General features: G+C 54.9%; 20 protein-coding genes. 7 read left to right on the top strand and 13 right to left on the bottom strand.

The window, feature by feature from the left end; all coding sequences use genetic code 11:
• Nucleotides 1-14: 14 nt before the first annotated feature.
• Nucleotides 15-650 (bottom strand): glutathione S-transferase family protein, encoded by a 636-nt coding sequence (locus AC0L6S_RS07680; RefSeq protein WP_473427842.1) that lies wholly within the window; start codon nt 648-650, stop codon nt 15-17.
• A 212-nt stretch (nt 651-862) separates the two neighbouring features.
• Here AC0L6S_RS07680 and AC0L6S_RS07685 point away from each other — a divergent pair, with 212 nt between their 5' ends.
• From AC0L6S_RS07685 to AC0L6S_RS07715, 7 genes are all read left to right on the top strand, one after another.
• A complete protein-coding gene (locus tag AC0L6S_RS07685) occupies nt 863-1,627 on the top strand; it encodes a ThuA domain-containing protein (RefSeq protein ID WP_473427843.1) in 765 nt (254 codons plus the stop codon).
• A 16-nt stretch (nt 1,628-1,643) separates the two neighbouring features.
• Nucleotides 1,644-2,831: an acyl-CoA dehydrogenase family protein gene (locus AC0L6S_RS07690; RefSeq protein WP_473427844.1), complete on the top strand. Its 1,188-nt coding sequence runs from the start codon at nt 1,644-1,646 to the stop codon at nt 2,829-2,831.
• Between the two features lie 10 nt (nt 2,832-2,841).
• Entirely contained in the window at nt 2,842-3,990 is a 1,149-nt protein-coding gene (locus AC0L6S_RS07695) for an aromatic ring-hydroxylating oxygenase subunit alpha (protein WP_473427845.1), read from the top strand.
• A gap of 98 nt (nt 3,991-4,088) precedes the next feature.
• Entirely contained in the window at nt 4,089-5,885 is a 1,797-nt protein-coding gene (locus AC0L6S_RS07700; RefSeq protein WP_473427846.1) for an ABCB family ABC transporter ATP-binding protein/permease, read from the top strand.
• A gap of 12 nt (nt 5,886-5,897) precedes the next feature.
• Entirely contained in the window at nt 5,898-6,920 is a 1,023-nt protein-coding gene (locus AC0L6S_RS07705; protein ID WP_473427847.1) for a glycosyltransferase family 4 protein, read from the top strand.
• A 293-nt stretch (nt 6,921-7,213) separates the two neighbouring features.
• The gene (locus tag AC0L6S_RS07710; RefSeq protein WP_473427848.1) at nt 7,214-7,789 is read left to right on the top strand and encodes a lysophospholipid acyltransferase family protein; all 576 of its coding nucleotides are present in this window, start codon (nt 7,214-7,216) and stop codon (nt 7,787-7,789) included.
• Between the two features lie 135 nt (nt 7,790-7,924).
• Entirely contained in the window at nt 7,925-8,428 is a 504-nt protein-coding gene (locus AC0L6S_RS07715; RefSeq protein WP_473427849.1) for an SRPBCC family protein, read from the top strand.
• A gap of 75 nt (nt 8,429-8,503) precedes the next feature.
• Here the strand turns inward: AC0L6S_RS07715 and AC0L6S_RS07720 are convergent, their stop codons facing one another.
• The 12 genes from AC0L6S_RS07720 to AC0L6S_RS07775 all read right to left on the bottom strand — a co-directional run bounded on the left by AC0L6S_RS07720 (nt 8,504) and on the right by AC0L6S_RS07775 (nt 23,624).
• Nucleotides 8,504-10,237 carry a DUF1302 domain-containing protein gene (locus tag AC0L6S_RS07720; protein ID WP_473427850.1) on the bottom strand — a complete coding sequence of 578 codons (1,734 nt, stop codon included), beginning with the start codon at nt 10,235-10,237 and terminating at the stop codon, nt 8,504-8,506.
• A 203-nt stretch (nt 10,238-10,440) separates the two neighbouring features.
• The gene (locus AC0L6S_RS07725; RefSeq protein WP_473427851.1) at nt 10,441-12,234 is read right to left on the bottom strand and encodes a tetratricopeptide repeat protein; all 1,794 of its coding nucleotides are present in this window, start codon (nt 12,232-12,234) and stop codon (nt 10,441-10,443) included.
• Nucleotides 12,224-12,913, bottom strand: coding sequence for a TonB family protein (locus tag AC0L6S_RS07730; RefSeq protein WP_473427852.1), 690 nt, complete (start codon nt 12,911-12,913; stop codon nt 12,224-12,226). Before AC0L6S_RS07730 ends, AC0L6S_RS07725 begins: the two co-directional genes overlap by 11 nt.
• 14 nt (nt 12,914-12,927) lie before the next feature.
• Nucleotides 12,928-13,338: an ExbD/TolR family protein gene (locus tag AC0L6S_RS07735; protein WP_473427853.1), complete on the bottom strand. Its 411-nt coding sequence runs from the start codon at nt 13,336-13,338 to the stop codon at nt 12,928-12,930.
• Nucleotides 13,335-13,886, bottom strand: coding sequence for a MotA/TolQ/ExbB proton channel family protein (locus AC0L6S_RS07740; protein WP_473427854.1), 552 nt, complete (start codon nt 13,884-13,886; stop codon nt 13,335-13,337). Before AC0L6S_RS07740 ends, AC0L6S_RS07735 begins: the two co-directional genes overlap by 4 nt.
• Complete coding sequence (locus AC0L6S_RS07745) at nt 13,883-15,271, bottom strand: MotA/TolQ/ExbB proton channel family protein (protein WP_473427855.1); 1,389 nt, start codon at nt 15,269-15,271, stop codon at nt 13,883-13,885. Before AC0L6S_RS07745 ends, AC0L6S_RS07740 begins: the two co-directional genes overlap by 4 nt.
• Nucleotides 15,268-16,041, bottom strand: a complete 774-nt coding sequence (locus tag AC0L6S_RS07750; protein ID WP_473427856.1) for a DUF3450 domain-containing protein — start codon at nt 16,039-16,041, stop codon at nt 15,268-15,270. Before AC0L6S_RS07750 ends, AC0L6S_RS07745 begins: the two co-directional genes overlap by 4 nt.
• Before the next feature lie 149 nt (nt 16,042-16,190).
• Complete coding sequence (locus tag AC0L6S_RS07755) at nt 16,191-18,587, bottom strand: efflux RND transporter permease subunit (protein ID WP_473427857.1); 2,397 nt, start codon at nt 18,585-18,587, stop codon at nt 16,191-16,193.
• Between the two features lie 20 nt (nt 18,588-18,607).
• Nucleotides 18,608-19,711 (bottom strand): WD40/YVTN/BNR-like repeat-containing protein, encoded by a 1,104-nt coding sequence (locus AC0L6S_RS07760; RefSeq protein ID WP_473427858.1) that lies wholly within the window; start codon nt 19,709-19,711, stop codon nt 18,608-18,610.
• Between the two features lie 500 nt (nt 19,712-20,211).
• Nucleotides 20,212-21,117, bottom strand: coding sequence for a fatty acid desaturase family protein (locus tag AC0L6S_RS07765; protein ID WP_473427859.1), 906 nt, complete (start codon nt 21,115-21,117; stop codon nt 20,212-20,214).
• Between the two features lie 133 nt (nt 21,118-21,250).
• On the bottom strand, nt 21,251-22,129 hold the full coding sequence (locus tag AC0L6S_RS07770) for an LOG family protein (RefSeq protein WP_473427860.1): 879 nt from the start codon (nt 22,127-22,129) through the stop codon (nt 21,251-21,253).
• Between the two features lie 94 nt (nt 22,130-22,223).
• The gene (locus AC0L6S_RS07775) at nt 22,224-23,624 is read right to left on the bottom strand and encodes an MBL fold metallo-hydrolase RNA specificity domain-containing protein (protein ID WP_473427861.1); all 1,401 of its coding nucleotides are present in this window, start codon (nt 23,622-23,624) and stop codon (nt 22,224-22,226) included.
• Nucleotides 23,625-23,690 lie beyond the last annotated feature (66 nt).

Below are 23,690 nucleotides of genomic sequence, written 5' to 3' on the forward strand. Positions count from 1 at the left end.
GGCTGTTCAGCCAATCAAGCCGCTTGGGTGGGGTGCAGGCTCGCAGCTGCGCTGGGGCGCTCGGCAATGCGTTTGAACCAGGCGGCCAGGTTGGGTAGGCCTTCGGGGATGGGCTGGCCGATCAATGTGCCAAAGTCGGCGAATACGAAGAGTTGGATATCAGCCAGCGTGAAGCGATCGCCACAGATGTACGTCTTGCCCGCCATTAGCGATTCCAGCCAAGCCCAGGATTCACGCACGGTGGCTTTGAGATCATCCGCTGCCTGCGGAATCACGTGACAACGATTTTTGAACAGCTCAAGTGCCTCTGCGCTGCGAAAGGCCAGCGACATCGGCTCGAGGATGCGCGCGTCGAAACGACGGTTCCACATCCGGGTTTCCGCCCGCTCTTCAGGCGTTGCACCAATGAGGGAATCGCCGTCGGATATCTCATCCAGATAGCTGCAGATTACGGTGACTTCCGCAATCGTCGTGCCATCGTCCAATTCCAGGCAGGGTGACTGTGCCGAAGCATTGAGTTTGCGATAATTGTCGCCGAGATTTTCACCCGCCATGATGTCCACTTCCTGTTCGGGCAACGTGATACCGCGCTCCACCATAAACATTTTGACCACTCTTGGATTGGGACCTACGGAATAATGAAGTTTCAAGGTGCTCTCCTTATATCGGGTTCACTGCAGCGATTAGCGTGATGCAACTCTACCTGCAGCACTGGCAAAATTGGGCAATTATCAGGGATGTTCTGTGACCCAGAGCACCCACAGTATCGGATACAAAATAAACAGTCAATTCTGATTGTTTTATCGAAACAGGTTTGATAACGTGCCTGCGAACCCGAGTTGAGAGCCCAGGATACAGCCTTATGAGCAAGAGTGATCGTATTGACGTCTACCTTGTCGCCGGCGGCAAGTTTCACAACATAGATCATGCCCGAGTAGAAATCCTCAAACTCCTTGCTGAGCAGCCACGCATCAAAGTACTGGTGGGTTCAGATTTCAGCGATATCGATGCGATCTGCGCCAGTGACTTTCTGATTACTTACACCTGTGATGTTCTTCCCTCCAAGGAAGAAACCCGCCGCCTGATAGGATATGTGCAAAGTGGCAAGAAATGGTTTGCACTGCACGGCACCAATTCCATATTAAGGTTCATGGAGCCCGGAGCAGACGGTTCACCACGGGTCGATTGCCCCGAAGAGAACTTGCCCTTCATGGAATTGCTGGGTAGCCAATTCATGTCGCATCCACCGATACAGGAATACGATGTGCATGTCACCGAACCCGAACACCCGCTAGTGAAAGGTATTCCGACGTTCACGGTGGATGACGAACTCTACCTGTGCAAGTTTCACGGCGAGCACCAAACACTGTTGCATACACACTGGTCGGATCCGGTGGAAAATTTTCTGCGCGACGATTGGATGAAGGACACCGATGTACAACCTGTGTTGTACATCCATCAGTATGGCGCCGGGCAGGTGTTGTACCTGACGCTGGGGCACTGCCGTGGTAAATACGATATGCAGCCATATATCGAGGAATACCCGGAGCCGGAGGAAGGTGCCTGGAAAACGCCGGAATTTTACGAACTGTTGCGCCGCGGTATCCGCTGGTCGATGGAACCATGATCCAGGAGCCTATGCTATGAATCTCGATTTCAGCGAAGAAGAACTGACATTCCAGCGCGAGGTCCGCGCGTTTCTCGCCGAGAATTTACCGGCCCACATCATCGAAGGCACCGCGAACAATGGCAGTGTGTTTGTCGAGAAAGATATCGCACTGGAATGGCAGGCTATCCTGGTAAAACAGGGCTGGGCTGTACCGCAGTGGCCGGTTGAGCACGGCGGCACCGACTGGAGCCCAGCACAAAAATATATCTTCAGCAAAGAGTGCTATCACGCCGGTGCACCCATGCTAATTCCACTGGGGCTGTTGATGCTGGCACCGGTGATAATGGCATTTGGCAGCGAGCAACAGAAAGCGGAATACCTGCCGAAGATATTGAACGGTGAACACTACTGGTGTCAGGGCTATTCCGAGCCCGGCGCCGGTTCCGACCTGGCAAGCCTGCAACTCAAGGCCGAGCCCGATGGCGATCACTACATCGTCAACGGCTCAAAAATTTGGACAACGCACGCCCATCTTGCCGACCACATTTTTTGCCTGGTACGAACGGATACCAGCGGCAAGCCACAGCACGGCATCAGTTTTCTGCTGATCGACATGGACACCCCGGGCGTCACGGTAGAACCCATTATCACGATGGCCGGCGATCACGAAGTCAACCAGGTGTTCTTCGACAATGTGCGCGTGGCCATGGCCAATCGTATCGGCGAAGAAAACAAGGGTTGGAGCTATGCCAAGTACCTGCTCGAGTTTGAACGCGGTGGCGGCTTCAGCGCGCACCGTATCCGGCATGAACTGGACAACCTGCGTCAACTCATCAGCAATGCCCACAGTGACAACCCCGACTTTGATAGCCACAGCGAAATCGATCGCAAGGTGGCACGCATCGAAATAGACCTGAAGGCGCTGGAGATCACCGAACTGCGCATTCTCTCGGCCGTGAGCGGCGGCGGCAATCCCGGGCCGGAGTCCTCCATCATGAAACTGTCGGCGACAAAATTGGAGCAGGACATCAATGAGCTGTCAGTGGATGTACTGGGCTACACCGGGTTCATTATGAACCCGGTGCCGGAAGGCAACCCGGTGCGCGCTGATTACACCAGCTCCGTGGTCCCCCGCTACCTCAATAATCGCGCCGCCTCTATCTTTGGTGGATCACAGGAGATTCAGCGCAACATCATCGCCAAGATGGTATTGGGTTTGTAGGAGAGCATTCATGCAACGGCAACAACTGGTAGAAGAGATCAAAGTGCTGATCGATCTGGTGTCCCGTAACACCACGACCCTGGCAGATAGCGTGATGGAAATCGATGTCGACGAATACACCGATCCGGCGTTGTTCGAACGTGAAAAGCTTGAATTGATACGCAACTACCCGCAGTTTGTCGGACCCAGCTGCGTGGTGCCAGAATCGGGCGACTACTTTGCGTTTGATGATACCGGCGTGCCAATACTCATCGTGCGCCAGCCGGACAAAAGCCTGAAGGCGTTTGTGAACATCTGCTCACACCGGGGCGCCCCGCTCAATGAACGCGACCACGGCAAGGCGAAAAAAGGCCGCATGTTTTCCTGCCCCTACCATGGCTGGAGCTATGACCTGCAGGGGAAACTGGTGGGTGTACCCTTTGGCAAAGAGGGCTTTGACACGATAGACAGGGATGCGCTCGGCCTGCGCCCGCTTGACGTGCAGGAAAAGCACGGCATGATTTTTGTGATGCCCAACCCCGAGTTGACGTTTGACATCGATGAGGTACTGGGTGGAATTCAGGAGCGCCTGTCCGGTTTCGGCTTTGACGAATCCTATTATCTGGGCGCGAAGCAGGTGTTTACCGATTTCAGCTGGAAGCTGAATATGGACACCTTCCACGAGTACTATCACTTTGAGTTTCTGCACCCCAATACTATCGCCACCATGGCGTACAGCAATATCGCCAGCTACCGACAGTACGGGCGCAATCACTCCATGGGCTCACCCGCGCTGGCTATCAACGACCTGAAGGCTATTCCCGAAAGTGACTGGAAGCCGATGGAATACAGTTCCTACGTAAACTATATTTTCCCCAACACCGTAATCTTCGTCGTGGCAGACCACTTCCAGACCTGGCGCGTCTATCCCATAGCGCCCGATCGCAGTGTCGTTTATCACAGTATGTTTCTGCCACAGGAGCCGGCGACACCGGAGCAGCGCCAGGAGTACGAGGAATACTTCCAGATGATCAACGACGTAGCCGTCGCCGAGGATTACTCGCTGGTGGACAAGGTCAATCGCGGGCTGAAGGCGGGCATACCGCGCAAAGTACTGATCGGCCGCAATGAACCTGGCGTACAAAATATGCATCGCCAGCTGCGCGATGTTCTGGGCTAACCCCACCGCATAAATCCCCCTGTTGCAGCCTGAGTGAAGGTAGCCAGGGCGACTTCCGTGTACCATAGGGACCATCGATAGCTTGAACAAGCAACCCTATGAACCACGGCGACTATGAAAACGAGCCCAACCAGAAAATAAACTGGCATATCATCCGCATGATATGGCCCTATCTGATGGAGTACCGCAACCGTGTACTGCTTGCTCTGGGCTTTCTGGTTCTCGCCAAATTGGGCAGTGTCGTCGGCCCGTTTATCCTCAAACATATTGTCGATGCGCTAGACTCGGAAAAGTCCCAGGTCATAGCCGCCCCCATTGCACTAGTGTTCGCCTATGGCTTAGCGCGTTTCGCCAATGTCTTGTTTGGCGAACTGCGCGACACAGTTTTTGGCCGCGTCACCGAGCGAGCGATGCGCAAAATAGGGCTGGAGGTGTTTCAGCACCTACACAACCTTGATCTCGACTTCCATCTCAATCGCCGCACCGGCGGGCTGTCGCGCGATATTGAGCGCGGCACCACCGGCATCAGTTTTCTGATGCGCTTTTTCGTCTTCAATATAGTGCCGACGTTTATCGAGATATTTATGGTCGTGGGCATTTTTCTGTACAACTACGGCTGGGGCTTTGCCCTGATTACGCTGGTGGCAGTAATTCTGTACACGGGGTATTCAGTGGTGGCGACCGAGTGGCGCACCAAATTTGTTCGCGAGGCGAATATGGCCGATTCATCCAGCAACACCCGGGCCGTGGATTCGCTGCTGAACTTTGAAACGGTCAAGTACTTTACCAACGAGAAGTTTGAAGCGGAGCGATACGATTACGAATTGGCAAAATGGGAGCTGGCGCGGCGCAAAAATCGTCTCTCGCTGTTCTCACTCAACGGTGGGCAGGCACTGATCATCGCGCTGGCCATGACCAGCATGATGTGGCTGGCGGCCCACCGGGTGGCTGCAGGCAGCATGACTATCGGGGACTTCGTACTGATCAACGCGTTTATGATTCAGTTGTTCCTACCGCTGAATTTCCTGGGGTTTGTATACCGAGAGATCAAGGGCTCCATGGCCAATATCGAAAAAATGCTGCAGTTACTCGATGTGCAGCCCAGTGTGAATGACAAGGCACACGCTCACGAGCTGCTATCTGTTTCTGCGACTATTGAGTTCTGCGATGTATCGTTTTCATACCGGCCAGACCGAGAGATTTTACGCGGGGTATCCTTTACTATCGCCAGCGGAGAAAAAGTCGCGGTGGTGGGTGCCAGCGGTGCGGGAAAATCCACGCTGGTTAAACTGCTGTTCCGCTTTTACGATCTCGATGGCGGCAGTATTAGCATCGACGGGATAAATATCAGCGACGTCAGCAAACGCTCTCTGCGCCGCGCGATTGGTATCGTGCCTCAGGATACCGTACTGTTTAATGATACGGTGTTCGAAAACGTACGCTACGGCAACCCCGAGGCCAGCGACGCCGAAGTCATCGAAGCTATCCGTATGGCGCATCTGGACGAGTTCATCAGCCGACTGCCGGACGGGCACGCTACCATGGTCGGCGAGCGCGGCCTGAAACTGTCAGGGGGCGAAAAGCAGCGTGTGGCGATTGCCCGTACGATTCTCAAGCGCTCGCCGATACTGGTGTTCGACGAAGCCACATCCTCGCTTGACAGCAAATCGGAACAGGCGATATTAAACGCGCTGAGGGAAGTCGCCAAAGGACATACCAGCCTGGTGATCGCACACCGCCTCTCGACTATCATAGACGCGGACAAGATCGTCGTACTCGACCAGGGTCAGGTGGTTGAACAGGGTACGCACGATCAACTACTGGAGCAACGCGGGCACTATGCAGAGCTGTGGTTTACACAACAAAAAGAGCAGCAAAAGGCGGCAACCACTTAAAGAAGAACCGTTATGATGCGAATCAATATTGTCTGCTGGCACAATGGCGGCGGCCTCAGTAGAGACATCGATACGCTGGTGGATGTCCTGCCGGCCGACCGGTTTCAGGTCTCACTGAACGGCGCGCCCCGCGAGCAGGCCCGCATCAACCGCCGCCGGATTGTCCACCGAGCCCGCAACCAGTTGCAGCTGCGTTTTCATGGCAGGGAACTGGCTGCCGCAGACTATGATATAAACCTCTTTCTCGAGGATATCACCCCCGGGTTCTTTAAGTACGCCAGCGCCAATCTGTTTATCCCCAACCCTGAGTGGTTCAAGGATAACCAGCGCCGCTATCTGCAGGGCATTGATAGTGTACTGTGCAAAACACGCGAGGCGCAGCAGACATTTTCCCAATTCGGCTGCACAGTCAGATTCATCGGCTTCACCAGCGATGATCGCTGCGATCCTCAACACCCTGGCTCTGAAGGCATCACGTTTTTGCACATTGCAGGGCGCAGCTGGCAGAAAGGCACAGCGCCATTGATCAAGCTCTGGCAGCAACACCCCGAATGGCCGATGCTGACCGTGGTGCAAAATGCCAGAACCTACAATCAAGCGAAGGTTGCTCCTGTGGCTGCCCCGAATATCACACACATTCTGAAGCGCCTGAATGATGCCGAGCTGCAGACACTGCAGAACAATCATGCCGTTCACCTTTGCCCCTCCGAGTCCGAGGGCTTTGGACATTGCATTGCCGAGGCGATGAGCTGTGGCGCATTAACCCTCACCACCAACGCCCCACCGATGAACGAGTTGATCACCCGCGAGCGCGGTGTTCTTGTAGACTACAATAGAACGGTAACGCAGCGATCGGGCGCTAACTACTATGTGGATCCCACTGATCTGGAGCGAAAGATTCAGGGGATAATTGCGATGGACGCGAAGACGCGGCAACAACTCGGCGACAACGCACAGTGCTGGTACCGCGACAATGACCGCTTGTTCCGCATCCGTTTTATAGAAGCGCTGCAAGCATCCCTGCCTTCGCGCTAGCGGCAAGGCAAGGCAACGCCATCCTCACGCTTGCCCAGCGGATTGCGACCAGCCCCATTCGCTGGCCCAAAGATCGCCGTAGCTCTGCCGACCTGATCAGGCCAGGATTGAAAGTCAGCATATCCCAGCCCGTAACGTGGCCTCGCAACTTCTTGCAGGATATCTCCTATACCGCATTATTATGCTCTATAATGTGCGCTGCAGTTATGCGGCGCACTGGAGCACCCGGTACACGCCATCCCTATCGCACAGAGCAACGGTAACACCTACTCTCCTTCCGATAAGACTCACAGATGAAAAAACGCCTAGCGCGCTGGTTGCTGCGCCTCACTGGTTGGCAGCTGTCCGGCGCTCGCCCGCAGTACGACCACTACGTGCTGATTGCAGCACCACACACTTCAAACTGGGACTTCCCTCTGATGTTGATGTTCGCTGCCGCATTCGATATCAAGGTGACATGGATGGCGAAGCACAGTCTGTTCTTCCCACCCATGGGCTGGATCATGCGTGCAATGGGCGGCATGCCGATCATCCGCAACAAGAACCAGAATGTGGTGTCGGCAATGGTCGCAGCCTTTGACACAGTGCCCCACCTGGTGCTGGTGGTCCCGACCGAGGGCACGCGGGAAAAATCTGATTATTGGAAGTCCGGGTTCTATCATATTGCCCGTCAGGCGGGCGTGCCGATCGTACCGTCTTTTCTCGACTACGGCACAAAGCGCGGTGGCTTTGGGCCGGCCCTTTGCGTCACCGATAATATGCACAATGATATGCAGTATTTTCGGGATTTCTATTTCGGCATGGTCGGGAAGTTTCCCGAACAATTTGGCCCGGTGAAACTCAGGGAAGAGGACAACAAGCCCTCCTAGACCGAGCCCACAACGACCCTCGCTACGCTGGGGACCCACAGCGAACAATCACTGGTAGAATTGTCCACGACTAATCAGACTTCGGTAACACAATGACGCAGCGCCCTAAACGGGCGGCGGCGCAGGGGAAATAATATGACTCAGGAAGTCCACGCACAGGTTCTTATCGATCTGCCACGCGCGCAAGCATGGGCAAAACTCCGCGATATCTCTCTAGCCCATCACTATGTACCGGGTATCGTGAAAACCGAGATTGTCAGCGAACAGACAGAGGGCGTTAGTGCCAGCCGCTACGTCTACCGCAACCAGAAAAGTTTTATCCAGGAAACCGTAGAGGAATGGCAGGAAGGCAGTGGCTTTCTGATCCACCTTCACCGCGGAGAAAAACCTGCCCCGCCGTTCAAGGATGCCTGGTTCCGGTACGCACTGGAGGACGCAGGCGATGGGCAGACCAGTCTCACCACCAGCCTTAGTTACGACATGCCCTGGGGACGACTGGGCGCATGGCTGGGGCGCAAGATGGCCGGCTTTGTGCAGGCCACCATCAGTGATGTGGCAGTCTCAATGAAACTGTATTACGAGACAGGTGTGCCCACCACAGCCAAAGCGCTGAAAGCCTATAAGGCGAGCATCAAATAACAGTTGGGCTGAAAACGACAATGGCCGCTCCCCGAAAGAGAGCGGCCACCGAACACGCTTAATTAAGCCTGGTACTTAGAAGGTACGTTTGACGGTCAAGGCAATATTGTCCCTGTCCTTGATGAACGCTGCAGTACCCTGCTTCTGCGGGCCGTAGTACATATTGTAGTTCAGCGCGATATTCCATACCTGGTCAATATCGATAGAGCCACCGATACTGGCGTTACCGACTTTCGCGTTACCACCAGCTGAGTTTGGTGCCTGCTTACAGCTGATGGCGTAGCTAACACTACCCAGTGCACTGAAATCCCAGCCCGGACGAACCTGGTACCAGGTAGGCTTGAACACGCCGCCGATATGGGAGCAGAAGTTATCATCCTTGATGTAGCTATTCGCCTTCTCTTCGAAATCACCAAAATCGAGCAGTTGTGACATCGTCAGTTCCGCGAGATACGTACCGCCATCCCACAATCCCCACTCCCCATCGAGGAAGCCGAGACCATTGATCACGATGTGTGCAGTATCACCCGTCGGCCCAGGGTAATTGCCGTTGGTGTCCACATCTGCTGCCGAGGCGTAGGAAGCACCCAGGCTCGCGGTGAGGTCGGGGTTAAGCGCGTTGTTCAAACGAACGACAATATCCGCACCCCAGCTTATATCCCACATCTGCTTGGAGAAAGACAAACCGAATACGTCGATATCTTCCTTGTAAACCCAACCGTAGAGACCCAACAACGTGGCGTTGGTATCAGCCGCTTCCGATATCATACCCGGTGTGACACCACCTGCAGAGTAGAGGCCACTGGTGAGCCTGTCTGTGGCATTCATGTAGATAGCTGAAACTTCCAGGTCCAAGGGCTCGATGTAGTAGCCCACGTTGATACCCCAGTCGCCGGAATCCTTGCTCTTGTAGTCAATTGACCTGAAACAACCGCGGGTATTGGGGCCAGCAATATTCGCAGCCGCAGTAAGACACTCAGAGTTCTCTGTCAGGAGCTCATTCAGGCTGAAGTATGTACCTGATGCCGGCCATCGCAATGGCTCAAAGCCCAGCGCATAGTAGGCACTGATACTCCAGCCACCAGAGATCTGAAACGTCGTGGAAATCTTGTTGTTGGGAATGAACAGCTCTTTGGCCTCACTACCCGGAGTACCCAGACCTTTGGCGAGGTCAAGCGCCGCCATGGAGCCAGCAAAGCCGTGTATTGCGCCGGTAGACAAAAGGCTTTGGCCCCAGTAGATCGTGTGACGGCCCGCGCGGACGTTGGCTGAAACATTTTCAGAGATGTCAAAGTTTGCAAAAACGAAGGCGTCTAGCAACTCACCGCCGCGGTAGTGCAGGTCTTTCGCCGCGTCGTTGTATTCGCCGGGCTGAACAGTCAAATACGCGAATGTGGAGTAAGGTTCGCGACCGGCTTTATTAATGCCATTACTGGGGTAGGCGCTGCCATCGTAGGCAAAGTCATACCATCCTGCGCCGCTGACTCTGAAGCCCAATGTATCTTTCCACACCACGTCCATCTCAGACAGCAGGTCAACCCGCTGGCTGACAAAGTGGCCCTGCTTCACCGAAAAATCAGCGTCATCTGCGATGCCGGCTGCAGTGGGGTTCGGGCCACCATCGGCTCTTGTTCGACTTGGATCATAGACAGAAGGATCCATATCCTCGACCCGCATCATCAAGTTACCCTTGATGGTGTTGTCCCAGCGAATATCCCAATCGCTGGGTGTATCGAACTTGAATGCCTGCGCCTGCATGCTGGCAGCGGTAGCAGTAGCGAGAACCGAAACGGCGAGCAATTTCTTCATCTTTTGACCATCCATTTTAGAGTTATAGAGGGCGGGTATACGAGATACCGGGCTACCCTTTTTACTGGCTGACGGGCTTCAGTGCGGTGCTTCAGCCTCTATTTTCACATCGAATACTACAGCACATTCTCCTCATGTCCAATGCGAAAAATGTGTACTATCTGCGTAAATTAGTCACGGCCACTATCTATACCGCTTGTACATTAACGGATACCAATCTGCAACTCTGCCGTCAGTGTATCCGCACTGTTACTTTGGGGAACAACGATACGCGTCTCCCCGGTAAACTCAAGCTGCGCCTCCTTCACCGCCTCGGCCAACTGCGCAAGCGCGGCGGCCAGCGCCTCTCCCTTTCCTTCAAAAACCTGCGAGGCGCATTTGAAGGGCTGCGTTGTGCGGACCCCAAAGCGGCCGCTGCCACCGATAGAGCCGCGAAATGGCGCGCCCAGTTCTACTTCAACACCGGCCTCACTGCGCGGATCACCGGTCAAAATGATCTGCAACGGACCATCAGCACTGCCACCGGATTTGGCGAGGCTCACGTAAAGCTTGATCAGAGTGCCCTTGAGCGAGGCCATTGTTTCCTCCAGCGGCTTTGAGGACTGCAGATAGAACAGCGACATCGGGGCGACGGTTTTGATTTCAAATGCATTGGAAGGGCCATCCGTCACAGCGGAATCAACCGGGGTTTCAACATTGCTTTTTACCGGCGTATCGGCAGCCTGCAGCGGTTTATCATTAGCGCCGTAGCATATCCCCTCTATCCCGCTGATCTCGTCTTCGGTAGCGGGTGCCCCGTTCATAAAACGAAGCCACTGTGCGGCCTGAGCGTTGACACCCCCGATCAGCGTGGCGTTGATAAACGAGCGCCGCGCAGCTGCCTTATCGCCCAGCTTTAGCTGGCTGACACCCAACAGCAAATTGGCGCGCCCGACGTATTTATCTGGCAGCGGCTTGCCGCAGGCCTGCAACATGGTCTGGTACATATTGTCAAAATCCTGCTCCTCCATCTGTAACTGGGCGAGGTACAGGTACAGATCGATATCACCGCTCAAGCGCGCGGCCTGCTGTAGTGCCTTGCGCGCCCTCTCCTGCTCTCTTGCCTGCAACCAGAACTCGAATAACCGGCGATATGTTGTGGCAGTCTGCGGCACCGCCTGCGTCGCCAGCGCATCCTCCAGCACCTCTGCCGCACTAAAGGGGTTGTTGTTGGCCGCGTGCAGGCTGGCCAGCAACAGGAGATCCCGCTCGGTGAAGGGCACGCCCTTGTCGCGTGCCAAAGTGAGTTGATCCAGGGCCTGTTTCTTTTTGTTCTGCTGCAAGTACACAGACGCCAGCAAATGCCAGTTCTGCGCATTATTCGGCTGCAACTCCAGCAGGCGACTGAGCAGCACCTCGCACTGCGCAAAGGCACCTGCATGATAATACAGTGCCAGCGCCTGCTGCATCTGATCCGCATCCATCGACAGCCCGGCCTTTTGAATACCATCCAGCGCAGCGACAACCGCGACGTACTTGCCCAAGTGATGCTGTGCACGAGCCAGCAACAGGAAATCCCCGATCTCTGGCACCAGGTCGATCGAAAGCACGCGCTGCAGCGTTTGCGCCGCAGCCGCGTAGTCCTTTTTCAGCAGGTAGACCTGCGCCAACTCGCGCAACATCTCGCGGTTGGCCACGTCCGACAACCCTTCTGCGGCCAGCGCCTGCTGATAAAACTCGATCGCCTTGTCGTACTGCTTAAGCTCGACGTAGTGCCGCGCCAGATGCCGACCGGCACTGGATCGGGCGTAAGACTCCTCAATGCTGCCCAGTTGCTGTTCCAGTTCCTCGATAGACAGCTCTGCGCCCTTGGCCCAATCGCCCGCATTCGGTGTTATCAGCACCTTGCTGCGGTACTGGCCTTCATCGGCGTTTGCAGCACCGGAGGCGCCTGCCAACCAGAGAAGGCCGATACTTGATATCGCTGCTATGCAGGTACGCATTTTCTCAGTCAACATTCGGTAAATTCTGTGGGTAGTTCTGCCACTTCACTTCCACTTTCTGCGTCAGTATCACATCGCCTTTAAGTTCGCCGGAGAAACTGATGCGGTAGGTCCAATCCTCGACCGCCGCGATTACTTTCTCTTCGAAAACGCCTCGTGGACTGGCGTCGAGGACACGCACATCGCGCGTTCTGCCCTGGGATGTAACCGAAAATGCCACCAGCACCCAGCCGTCGATTTTATTCTGCCAGGCGACCTCCGGCACATTCGGCCTGCGCGTGTCGAAGGGGACAACCTCGATATAGCCCTGGGCATCCTGGCCTCCGACTACAACCTCGCCCCCGCCCCCACCAAGCGGCGCACTCCAGCGCCTGCCCGCGGACGCGATATCAATATCCCCTGCCGCCATCTCGAGTGCGGGAATTTCCAGTGTATCTGCAGGTACAGGTGCTGCCGGGCTAACGGTCTCTACGGCAAGTGGCTCCATGGTCGGCTCATCCACCGTTTCCGGTTCCGCTTCGGGTGCCTGTTCCTGCGGCGGTGGTTCATCCTCTTGCTGCTGCACGATCTGCACATCGTTGTAGACCACCACCGGTACGCCCTCGTCTTTACCGCGCTGGATGAGGCTGTGCATGAACAGGAAAACCGCCAGTGTAATCAGCAGTGCACCAAACAGGGCGGGAATCAGTCGCATCGTGGGAACCCCGATTACTCCACACGCTTATCGGCGGCGATGGCGATACCCTCGACACCAGCCAGGCGTACCTGATCCATGATATCGACCAGTAGGCCAGTGGCGGCTTCGGCATCCGATTGAATTATTACGGAGCCCTCGGGGTTGTCAGCGTGCAACCGCGCGACGATGGCGCGAACGGAGCGGGGATCTACCGGGCGGCGGTCGACCCACACTTCACCGGCGTCGGTTATCGCGACAAATATATTGGCGTTTTCCTGATTCGCCGCCGTTGCCGCCTGCGGCGTGTTTACCGTCACACCGGACTCCTTGACGAAGGATGTTGTGACGATGAAGAAGATCAGCATGATGAAGACGATGTCGAGCATCGGCGTCATGTCCAGCTCCGTCTCCTCCTCAACCGGAATGTGACGTCGGGCACTCATGTCTCTACTCCTGTGCCTGCGCTATCGTGAGCAACAAGATTGTCCTGCAATTTCGCCGCTTCGCGATCGGCAAGCCGCCGCAGTCGCACGGTAAAATAAATACCTGTGAGTGCAACCACCAGACCTGCCATCGTGGGGATAGTGGCGCGATAGATACCGCGTGCCATTGCCTGCGCATCGTCGTTGCCGCTGATGGCAATCACCTCAAACACACCGATCATTCCTACCACCGTGCCCAGCAAACCCAGCAGCGGACAAAGTGCCACCAGCATCTGGATAAACGGCAACATTGCCCGCAGCTCCAGTTTTACTTCAGAAATAATGGACTCACGAATGCTTTTAGCACGCCAGGAAATACGATCTTCTCGACTGTTCCACTGTTCGATCCAATGCGTTGCACGCGCGGGCCAGGTGACGCGCACAAACCACAAGCGCTCCAGAATCAACAGCCACAACAATAAACAGGTCGCGAAGATCACCCACAATACCGGTCCGCCCTGATCGATAAGGTCCAGTACTGCATTGGCGACAGAGAGGAGTGCGTTCACCGTGCGCGCTCCTGCTCTTCGGCACTTCTGGCGAGAACACCCGCACATTGTTCGTCGAGGCGCTGGATCATTGAGCGCGACAGGTAGGCGATAACACTGTGGCTGAACAGCAGCGGAATAGCCACCACCAGCCCCAGCACGGTGGTCACCAGCGCCTGCGAGATACCACCGGCCATCAACTTAGGATCGCCAGTCCCGAACAGGCTGATGGCCTGAAAGGTCAGAATCATTCCCGTCACCGTTCCCAGCAGACCCAGCAGTGGCGATGTTGCCGCCAGCAGTTTAATCACACCATTGCCCCGTTCCAGTGCCGGCATTTCAGCCAGCACTGCTTCATCCAGCTTCAATTGCAGCAGTTCTTCATCGTGTATATCGATACCCTCGACCGACTTCAGCACCCGGCCCAGCGGGTTTGTCCTTTTGGGGGCCGACAAATTTACCAACTGACTGCGGATACGAAAGTAAACGGCGCCCAGATACACACCCCGCCAACAGGCCATCAACATACCCAGCGTGCCGAGGCCGATAATAATGAGACCGATGGTCCCACCCTGGTCGATGCGTTCGCGCAGACTCGGTGTGTAACTCAGCATACCCAGCAAGCTCCCCCGACTCGGGTCAACAGTAATCGATGACACCTCACCGGGCTGCTCTGCGAACCGGCGGGCAGCCTCGCGAAAACGGGCGGCAGGTTGCCGACTCAGGACCAGTAGTTCACCGGTCTCGGGCACAAAACGCAGAAACTCCCCATCGCTAAACGCGGAGAATGGTCCGATGCGCAAAACTTTGCGCACTGCAGCGCTGCCATTTACTTGCACCACCGGCGTTTCAAATGATGCAATCTGAGCGGCCTCTGTCATCTCCTCCTGCAGCAATACCCAGAGCGCCTGAATTTCATCAATGCTGGGGTGCGTCGTAGCTGAAGCCAGTGCACGCAGTTGCTCGCGTCGCTGGGGAAACTGGGCGCTGATCATGGAGTCCTGCAACACCGCCGAAAAATCGCCGGAGAACTCCCGGAACGTACTGGCCAGATCCCCCATTTCCTGAACAGACTCCTGCAGTTGCGTTTGCAGCCGCTCGATTTCCGCTGCGTTGGATTCAGTGACAGCCAGCAGCGGCTGGTTTTGCTGCTTGTTGCGTTCAAATTCGCGCCGGGCCTGCGTCAGTAATTCCTGCTGTTGCCGCTTGTCGCGCAGGAAGCGCTGTTCCCGCTCGGCATTGCGCGCCTGCTGTTGTCTCTGTGCCTCACGCACAGATTCCAGCAACTGGTTTAGATCGGTAATCTGCTGCTGCGGTGGCACGGCGTCCTGAGCCGACAGGATCATCGGCTGAGACAGGCCCACCCAGAGGCACGCGGCCAACACTACCCTTAAAGCGGGCTTCACGATGGATCTCCCGGCGCCATCATCGGCATCTGCAACAGCTGCGGCGCTATCTGATTCCGGGCGACACGCAGAGCCTGCGCGATCTCTCGATTGAATTCCGATGCCAGCGGGAGCCACTGCTCCTGTTCAGGACTCCAATAACCACTGCTCACCCCATCGAGCGATTGGAAATACAGTGCCACCCTGCCAATTCGCAGGAATTCAACGGAAAGTTCCTCCCCCTGCCACTCCAGTGGCCCACGCCAGGCCTCGATGTCTGTGCCATAACCCTGTTCCAGCTGATACGCTTCCAGCAGCAAACGAAACTTCGCCGACACCGACAAGTCGGCCTCATTCAGGCGCCGCTTTAGCAGCAGCACACCGTTGATGCGCTCCTCATGATGGAAAGGCAGATCCAACACGACAAATTTCTCCAGCGCGTCGGCCATGCTGCGCATCAGCGGTACGATTCTCTGGCGAGTAATAGACGCCTGCGCTATCTGACGCTGCAAGTCGTCGATCTGTTTACGCTGCGCCTGCTCCAGTCCTTCCAGTTCCCGTGTATAGGCTGCCTGATACTCAACTCCATCCTGCAGCCGGCGGTACTCCTCCAGCAGCGCTCGGGTTTCAGTAGACAACGCATCTATTTTTTTCTGCGATGCGGCGGCGCTACTATTGGTGCCCGAAACCACGCTCAGGCTATCTTTAACATCAGCGCCCAGTGCACTGGGCACCGCCAACGCCAAAGCCATTACGCCTGTCGCCAGTGCCTTGTAGATACAACGGTACATGTTCTGAATTTTCCTTCTATCAATAGATACGAGCCAGGCAGCCACTCATACAAAAACGGCCATCAAATGGATATGATGGCCGTCCTATTCACGCCTGTTTCAGTCGCGCGTCGAGCAAGCGTCCCTCATCGACATGCTAAAAACCGGTCTCACGCCGACTGCGAGACATCCTTGGGCTTGATCAAAAATACCGCCAAGGCCGGCATCAGGATCAGCGCGCCAAACATGTTCCAGATAAACATGAAGGTGAGCAGTATGCCCATATCAGCCTGAAACTTGATCGGTGACAGAGACCATGTGACAACACCGGCAGCCAGAGTCACACCAATCAATGCCACAACGCGACCGGTGAAGTTCAGAGTTTCGTAATAGGCAGTGGTGAGATCCGTGCCCTCGCGTGTTTTCGCCAGAATGACAGTCAATACATACAGCGCGTAGTCAACACCGATACCCACGCCAAGCGCAATGACGGGCAGAGTCGCAACTTTGACGCCAATGCCCAGCCACACCATCAGCGCCTCACACAGTATCGAGGTAAGCATCAGTGGCAGCACGGCGCAGATTACACCGGGAACCGAACGGAACGTCAGCAGACACAGCAATATCACTGCGCCATAGACGTAAAACAGCATTTCCGTATTGGCTTTCTTCACGATGATGTTGGTCGCCGCTTCAAAGCCGGCGCTACCCGCCGCACCGAGGAATTGAATATCGGCGCTGGGCCACTCTTCATTGAACTGTTCCAGTGTATCGACCACCTGGGTGAGCGTTTCCGCCTTGTGATCAGACAGATAAATTGGCATTGGCCAGATCGAACAGCCGGGATCGACATAATCCAGATTAGCCAGTTCTGTCACAGAGTAGTTGATCGTATCCTGGTTGCGGAACAGCGCCTCCCATTTCGGGAAGCCCTCATTGAGGCCCATCATGATCTGCCGCGTGCGGATATTCAGGCCGCCGACATCCTCAACACCCTCGAGTTGGCGCATCCGCCATTCGAGTTCATTCGCCAGGCTAAGCCCCTCGTGATCGATACACCCGTTTTCTTCCGTCTTCACGATTACGGCGAAGACGTCGGTGCTGACGGAGTAATTCTCGATCATGAAGGCGACATCCCTGTTGTACCTGGAATCTGCCCGTAATTCCGGAGCGCCGGGGTCGAGATCACCAATGGCGAGGTCCTGCGCGACATAGAAGCCGCCGGCCGCCATCAAAAAGCCCACGATAATTGCTGCCGCCGCAGGTCCCTTTTTGGTAAAGGACAGCAGGAAGCGCCAGAGCACGTGCATATCCTCCGCACTCTTCACTTCTCGACTGGCAAGTGCAGCGCATTTTTTACCGACACCGGTATAGGACAGTGCAACGGGAATCAGAATCAGGTTGGTGAAAATGAGCACCACCACACCGATACTCGCGGTGATGGCCAGATCCTGAATCACCTGAATCTGGATAATCATCAGTACTGCAAACCCGACACCGTCGGACAGCAGCGCGGTCACACCCGCCAGGAACAGTCGCCTGAAGGTGTAGCGTGCAGCGATATAACGGTGCGTACCGCGACCGATATCCTGAATCACGCCATTGAGCTTCTGCGCACCATGGCTGACACCGATAGCAAAAACCAGAAACGGCACCAGAATGGAGAAAGGATCCAACTCATAACCCAGCCACGATAGAATGCCCAACTGCCAGACCACCGCCACCAGCGTAATGAAAATCACCATGACGGTAGACCGGATACAGCGCGTGTACCAGTAAAGCAGTAAGGTCGCGATTACGACGGCTATCGCAAAGAACCCCATTACGGCGAACAGACCGTCTATGAGGTCACCCACCAGCTTCGCGAAACCGATAATATGAATCGATTTGTCGGGATCATCAGCGGTGAAGCGCGTGCGGACATCTTCCAGTTTTTCACTGAGCTCTGCATAATCGAGACGCTCACCGGTCTCCGGATTTTTATCCAGTAGCGGTACGATGATCGTCATCGACTTCAGGTCATTTGAAACCAGATCGCCGAGGATACCGGCGCGCACCATATTTAGCTGAATTTCCGCAATAGACCTCGGTGAATCGGGATCGTAATCACCTGGAATAACAGGCCCGCCCTCAAAGCCTTCCTCGGTCACTACCCGCCACCGCGTGTTCGGCGTAAACAAGGACTTCATCCCGTTGCGATCAACTCCGGGGACGAAGAATATCTCATCGCTGACTTGTTCGAGGTAGCGCAGGTTGTCGGGCGTAAATATATTGCCTTCCTTCACAGCGACAACGATACGCAGGTTGTTGCCAAGCCCCTTCAGGCCGTTCTGGTTAGCCTGATAATTAAGCACGTATTCGTGCGCCTTGGGCAGTGTTTTCTCAAAGCCGGCCTGTAGCTGTATCTTTGTAGCCTGATAACCGAGAACAAGCGTCACCAAAGTGCACAACACCAATACGATGCCGCGGTGGTTAAATACCAGCTTCTCAAGAAAAGTACCGGACTGATCGTCAAAATCCCTGAGGTTGCCTATAACCGGCAGGTCTGACTGGGTTGAGTGGGCCATTACTTATTCTCCAAATTCTGTTATTTCGGCAGCTTGACTTTGCGAATACCGTTAGGACCACCTAACAAAAGCGTGTTGTCCGGGCCTTCTGCAACCGCGTAGATATAGCCGCTACTGGTATAGAGCTGCCCACCGCCTGATACAGGAACGTTGGCAAAACTGACCCCGTTGTTCTCGCTCACCAATACCTCGCCACCAATACCGACCGCCACGAGGCGACCGTCCGACAGCCGTGTGGAATCGACGATGGCACTGGTGGGAGGTTTTTTCACAGTTTCCCAGGTGACACCCACATCGTCAGTGCGAAACATATTGCCGCGCAAACCGCCCATCACCAAACTGCCGTCCTCGGCATCGATGATGGTAAAGAAACTCCCTTCCCAGGGGACGTTTTCAACCCTTCTGGCGATCTCCTCATTGATGTCGATAGACAACAACAGGCCGGCCTCTCCACTGGCAAAAAACTTACCGCTTTGCGGCAGTGGTGCAAAATCAAATATATGGTAGAAGCCGTCGTTCTCGATGTTCTCCAGAACGGGAACCCAATTCTTGCCGCCATTTTCAGTTTCAAGCGTCATGCCATAGGCACCCAGCGCATAACCGTGATCTTTGGTGGGAAATGACACTCTGAATAGCGGTTTGTCGGCACCCTGGGAAATCGCAAATTCCATTTCTTCAACCAGGTAAGGCAGCTCCTCGTTCTCGGGATCGGCTTTCGCCATCGCCTGATAGTACTCCAGACCTTCCTTACCGTAGCGCAGGCCATCGTATTGCTTAACCCAGCTTTTTCCGCCGTCACTCGAGTGCAGTATCACGCCTTCATGCCCTACTGCCCAACCCAGCTCCGAAGTGGGAAAATCGACATCGAGAATACTGCTGCGTACAGGCACTTCCGCCTGTTCCCAGCTTTCGCCACCATCATCCGAGTACAATATATGACCATGTTGCCCGGTGGCGAAATAGCGGTCACCAAACTTGTTGATGGAGTAAATAAGGGATGTCGTAGCCAGTTCACTGGGGACGGCCGGTAACTGCAGAACATCATACCTGCGATCGTCTGACTCCGCTGAGGATGTCGCTGCCAGAGTCAAGGCGCATATCAGCACAACTATTTTTAACTTCATATCACGACTTCCATTACTAACATTCACAAGGCGAGAACCCAGGTATCGAGATTCTCTTCGAACTGGCAGCACAAATGCTCAATTGAACAGACACATTTTCAGCAAAGACATCTTGCTGCTTGGTACTTACACTCTGAATATTATGAATTCCAACTGTACACTTTGAGTGTAGACGATCCATGCGCACCTGCTGCCAATTTGTTATTAAGCGGCCTCGTCAGTAGAGTTTTGCTCTCCACATGTTGCAGCCTTCCCGAACCAGCTCTGCGGCCGGGTGGATCGACTCCAATTTGCGGTAGAGCCATGCCGGTTTGCGCCAATCATATCAGCTATTAATAATGGAACAACACCCGCGGCAATTGAATTGCCAAATTCCTTTGAATGATCGCGCATAGCAAGTCCTTCAGAACCCAAATATGGCACAACGCTTACACTAGTGCTCAACTAAACTCGCACGCAAACAAGAAGAATTCTCGACCACTGAAACTACAGTTCGGTAGTCAAGCCACTACAACATGACGCAGCAATTGTCCGTAGCCGTGAAACTCCGGCACAGCTTCCAGTGCCCCACGACTGCGCAGATGCGCCCGAAGTGCTTTCAATTTATAGCAGGGCACACTCGCCATGAAGTGGTGCTCCATATGGAAATTCACACCACAGGGGGCGAAGATGATGCGCTGCCACCAGGGTGCATCCACCGTACGCGTGTTCAAACGTGAATCCGGATCAAACAGATCTGGCACTGCTGCGTGCTCCGCTATCTGTCTCACGCGGATGATAAACATGAACACCGTCATATAGGCCACCACCCACAGCAGGTAAGTCCAGGCGATTCCAAAGGCAGCCAGAATCAGCAATAACACCAGTTGTACCAGTAATTGCTGTGCAAAGGGGAGCGCCGATGCGCGCTTTTCATTGGAGATTACGCCCGATGCACCGCGAAAGATATAGGACATCAATTTAAATCCGGTCTGGCCGGTCAGATCGCGGATGGCCTTGCGGCGAAAGCTTTCCTGCGTTATCGGGTAGGCCTGGTAATTGGGCAGATCGGGATCGTCATGACTGCCCGCCTTGCGGTGGTGCTCGAGATGTCCGCGCGCATAGGACGGCTGGTCATTCATCACCGGCAAGGCGCAAAGCCATTGACCCACCACATCGTTCAGGCGCGCCGAACGAAACAGCGTGCGATGTCCGCAGTCGTGCATCAGCACCGACAGCGCCAGTTGCCGCCCCGCGAGCAGGATCACCGCAGCCACAATCGTTAACGCATTGGGCCATGTCGCAACCGTGGTAAATATAGCCGCAATAAAAAGCCAGTTGCCCAGTACCATTGCGCCGGCCTGCCAGTCGCTCTTTGCGGTGAAGTACGCTATCTCATCGCGCGTCAAATAGTCACTTACCTTCATCACATACCCCGTGCGCTACGACGCACGCTTTACTCTGCTTGCGGCAGTATATACGCGTAAAACCGCAGGGTTAACTGTGCGCGACCATCATTAGATTAGCTATTGCTAGCGTACCTGGCGCTTCTTACCTAATCTAGGGAAAGTTCGCATCCGCTGCCCCGTCACCACAGGAATCGCCAGCCAGAACACTGGCTTCGATAATCGTCCAGGCATCCTCTGCAGAATCGACAATATGGAACAGTGACAGGTCCTCCTCTGCGATCACGCCCTCCGCCACCAACGACTGGAAATCGATGATGCGTTGCCAGAAGTCTCGCCCCAGTAACAAGACGGGGAGCGCTGCCATTTTGTGCGTCTGTATGAGTGTCAGGGTCTCGAACAGTTCATCGAGGGTGCCGAAGCCACCGGGGCAGGCAACAAGGGCCTTTGCGCGTTTGAGAAAGTGCATTTTGCGAATAGCGAAATAGTGAAACTGGAAACAGAGTTCCGGTGTGACATAAGCGTTGGGTATCTGCTCGAACGGCAAAACGATATTGAGTCCGATACTCTTACCACCGGCATCCATCGCACCGCGATTGGCCGCTTCCATGATGCCCGGCCCGCCTCCGGTTACAACGGTCAACTCCGACTGACTGCCGCTCAGGGCATCGGCCGTAATCAGCCGCGACAGTTCCCGCGCCTCGTTATAGAAGCGACTGTTGTAAATGATACGCTCTGCTACTTTTACCTTACGGGCCAACAAGGCATCATCCGGATTGGCCGCCAGACAGGTTCTGGCATGTTGTAAGCGTTGCGTCGCGGTGTCGAAATCGGGAATCCGCGAACTGCCGAAAATGACCACCGTTGAATGAACCCCATATTCATTCTGCAGGATATCCGGCTTGAGCAGTTCCAGTTGCAACCTGACTGAGAGGAGTTCATCCCGCGACATAAAAGCCTCATCGGTATAGGCCAGCTTGTATGTCGACGAACGAGATTGGTTACTTTGGATTTTGGCTTGTGCCGCGGGCATAGCATCGCAGTCACCCGAACCAGCCGCGGCAGGCTTCACTGGTTTCAATGGCTCTACCATCAGATTGTCATCCTGTTATTTACCGGCACTTCTGTCAGAACGTGATCACTTCACCCTTCTCGGGTATATCAGCCGCCCAACCCTGGTCAGACAGAAAATCGCGGAATGCCTCTTTGGCTTCCAACTCACCGTGCACGAGGTAGAGGCTGGGCCTGGCCTTGGCGAAATTGCTCAGCCAACTGAACAGCTGTGACTGGCTGGCATGCGCCGAAAAGCCACCAATGGTGTGCATTTTTGCGCGCACAGAAATCTCGTCGCCACCGATACGAAATACTTTAGCACCATCTACCAGCGCCCTCCCCGGCGTACCCACAGACTGGTAACCGACGATGATGACATGCGCGTTGCTCTTCCAAAGATTGTGCTTAAAATGATGCCGGATACGCCCCCCGGTACACATACCGCTGCCTGCAATGAAGATAGCACCGGACTCTATCCTGTTGAGCGCCATGGACTCCGCAGTGGTTGTCGAATATCGCAGAACGGGCAAAAAGGTATGCAGACTAGTGCTTTTCCCTCGATTGATGACCTCGGCGTCCTCGGCGTTGTAGACATTCTGGTACCGATGATAGATCTCAGTAACAGCAATCGCCATCGGGCTGTCGAGATAAACAGCCTGTTGCCGCAGTTTACCTCGCTGATAAAGCTCTCCGAGTCGGAAAATAATTTCCTGCGTGCGCCCCACGGCGAAGGATGGAATCAGAATGTTGCCGCCATTCTCCGACGCCTCCTCAATGATCTGCTCGAACTCCTCCAGCGTTTCATCCATCGGTCGATGATTACGATCACCGTAGGTTGATTCCAACAACAGAACATCAGCCGTAGTGACAACTTCAGGGTCTTCCAGCAGCGCGGCGCAGCTATTCCCAAGATCGCCCGAGAATACCAGTTTCTTCTCTTGACCATGCTCTGTGATAAACAATTCTACAATCGATGATCCGAGTATGTGCCCTGCATCGCGAAAGCACACATCGATATTCTCTGCCACGGATCTGCGCTGTCGATAACTGTAGCCGACACATTGCGACAACGTCTGCTCCACATCTTCCAGCGTGTAAAGCGGCTCGATCTCTTCCTTGCCCGACCTGCGCCGGCGCTTATTCTCCCATTCCACATCGCGCTGCTGCAAAGAAGCGGCATCCTTGAGCATCACTTCCAGCAGATCGCTGGTTGGCTTGGTCATCACGATCGGCCCGCTGTAACCCTCTGCCGACAATTTCGGCAGCCGTCCGGAGTGGTCCAAATGGGCGTGGGACAGTACAACGCAATCCAGCGCCTGCACATCGAACGTAAACGGCTCTTCATTCTCCCGCTCTTCGTCGCGCCGCCCCTGATACAGGCCACAATCCAACAGCACCTTGGCACCGGCGGTTTCCAGCAGATACGCTGAACCTGTGACGCCCTCCACTGCACCCAAAAAAGTCAGTTTTGCCATTTCTACCTCATCACCACAGACTGCGAGACTTTACTCGCGTTCCAGATAATAGCAGTCCGGATGGAA

Source organism: Halioglobus sp. D3-4 (assembly GCF_055809315.1).

Coding starts and splice junctions, on each gene's coding strand:
- AC0L6S_RS07685 (WP_473427843.1), top strand. CDS start 863: ATGAGCAAGAGTGATCGTATTGACGTCTACCTTGTCGCCGGCGGCAAG.
- AC0L6S_RS07730 (WP_473427852.1), bottom strand. CDS start 12,913: ATGCGACTGATTCCCGCCCTGTTTGGTGCACTGCTGATTACACTGGCG.
- AC0L6S_RS07710 (WP_473427848.1), top strand. CDS start 7,214: ATGAAAAAACGCCTAGCGCGCTGGTTGCTGCGCCTCACTGGTTGGCAG.
- AC0L6S_RS07705 (WP_473427847.1), top strand. CDS start 5,898: ATGATGCGAATCAATATTGTCTGCTGGCACAATGGCGGCGGCCTCAGT.
- AC0L6S_RS07755 (WP_473427857.1), bottom strand. CDS start 18,587: ATGGCCCACTCAACCCAGTCAGACCTGCCGGTTATAGGCAACCTCAGG.
- AC0L6S_RS07720 (WP_473427850.1), bottom strand. CDS start 10,237: ATGAAGAAATTGCTCGCCGTTTCGGTTCTCGCTACTGCTACCGCTGCC.
- AC0L6S_RS07690 (WP_473427844.1), top strand. CDS start 1,644: ATGAATCTCGATTTCAGCGAAGAAGAACTGACATTCCAGCGCGAGGTC.
- AC0L6S_RS07765 (WP_473427859.1), bottom strand. CDS start 21,117: ATGAAGGTAAGTGACTATTTGACGCGCGATGAGATAGCGTACTTCACC.
- AC0L6S_RS07700 (WP_473427846.1), top strand. CDS start 4,089: ATGAACCACGGCGACTATGAAAACGAGCCCAACCAGAAAATAAACTGG.
- AC0L6S_RS07750 (WP_473427856.1), bottom strand. CDS start 16,041: ATGTACCGTTGTATCTACAAGGCACTGGCGACAGGCGTAATGGCTTTG.
- AC0L6S_RS07715 (WP_473427849.1), top strand. CDS start 7,925: ATGACTCAGGAAGTCCACGCACAGGTTCTTATCGATCTGCCACGCGCG.
- AC0L6S_RS07735 (WP_473427853.1), bottom strand. CDS start 13,338: ATGAGTGCCCGACGTCACATTCCGGTTGAGGAGGAGACGGAGCTGGAC.
- AC0L6S_RS07725 (WP_473427851.1), bottom strand. CDS start 12,234: ATGTTGACTGAGAAAATGCGTACCTGCATAGCAGCGATATCAAGTATC.
- AC0L6S_RS07770 (WP_473427860.1), bottom strand. CDS start 22,129: ATGCCCGCGGCACAAGCCAAAATCCAAAGTAACCAATCTCGTTCGTCG.
- AC0L6S_RS07695 (WP_473427845.1), top strand. CDS start 2,842: ATGCAACGGCAACAACTGGTAGAAGAGATCAAAGTGCTGATCGATCTG.
- AC0L6S_RS07775 (WP_473427861.1), bottom strand. CDS start 23,624: ATGGCAAAACTGACTTTTTTGGGTGCAGTGGAGGGCGTCACAGGTTCA.
- AC0L6S_RS07760 (WP_473427858.1), bottom strand. CDS start 19,711: ATGAAGTTAAAAATAGTTGTGCTGATATGCGCCTTGACTCTGGCAGCG.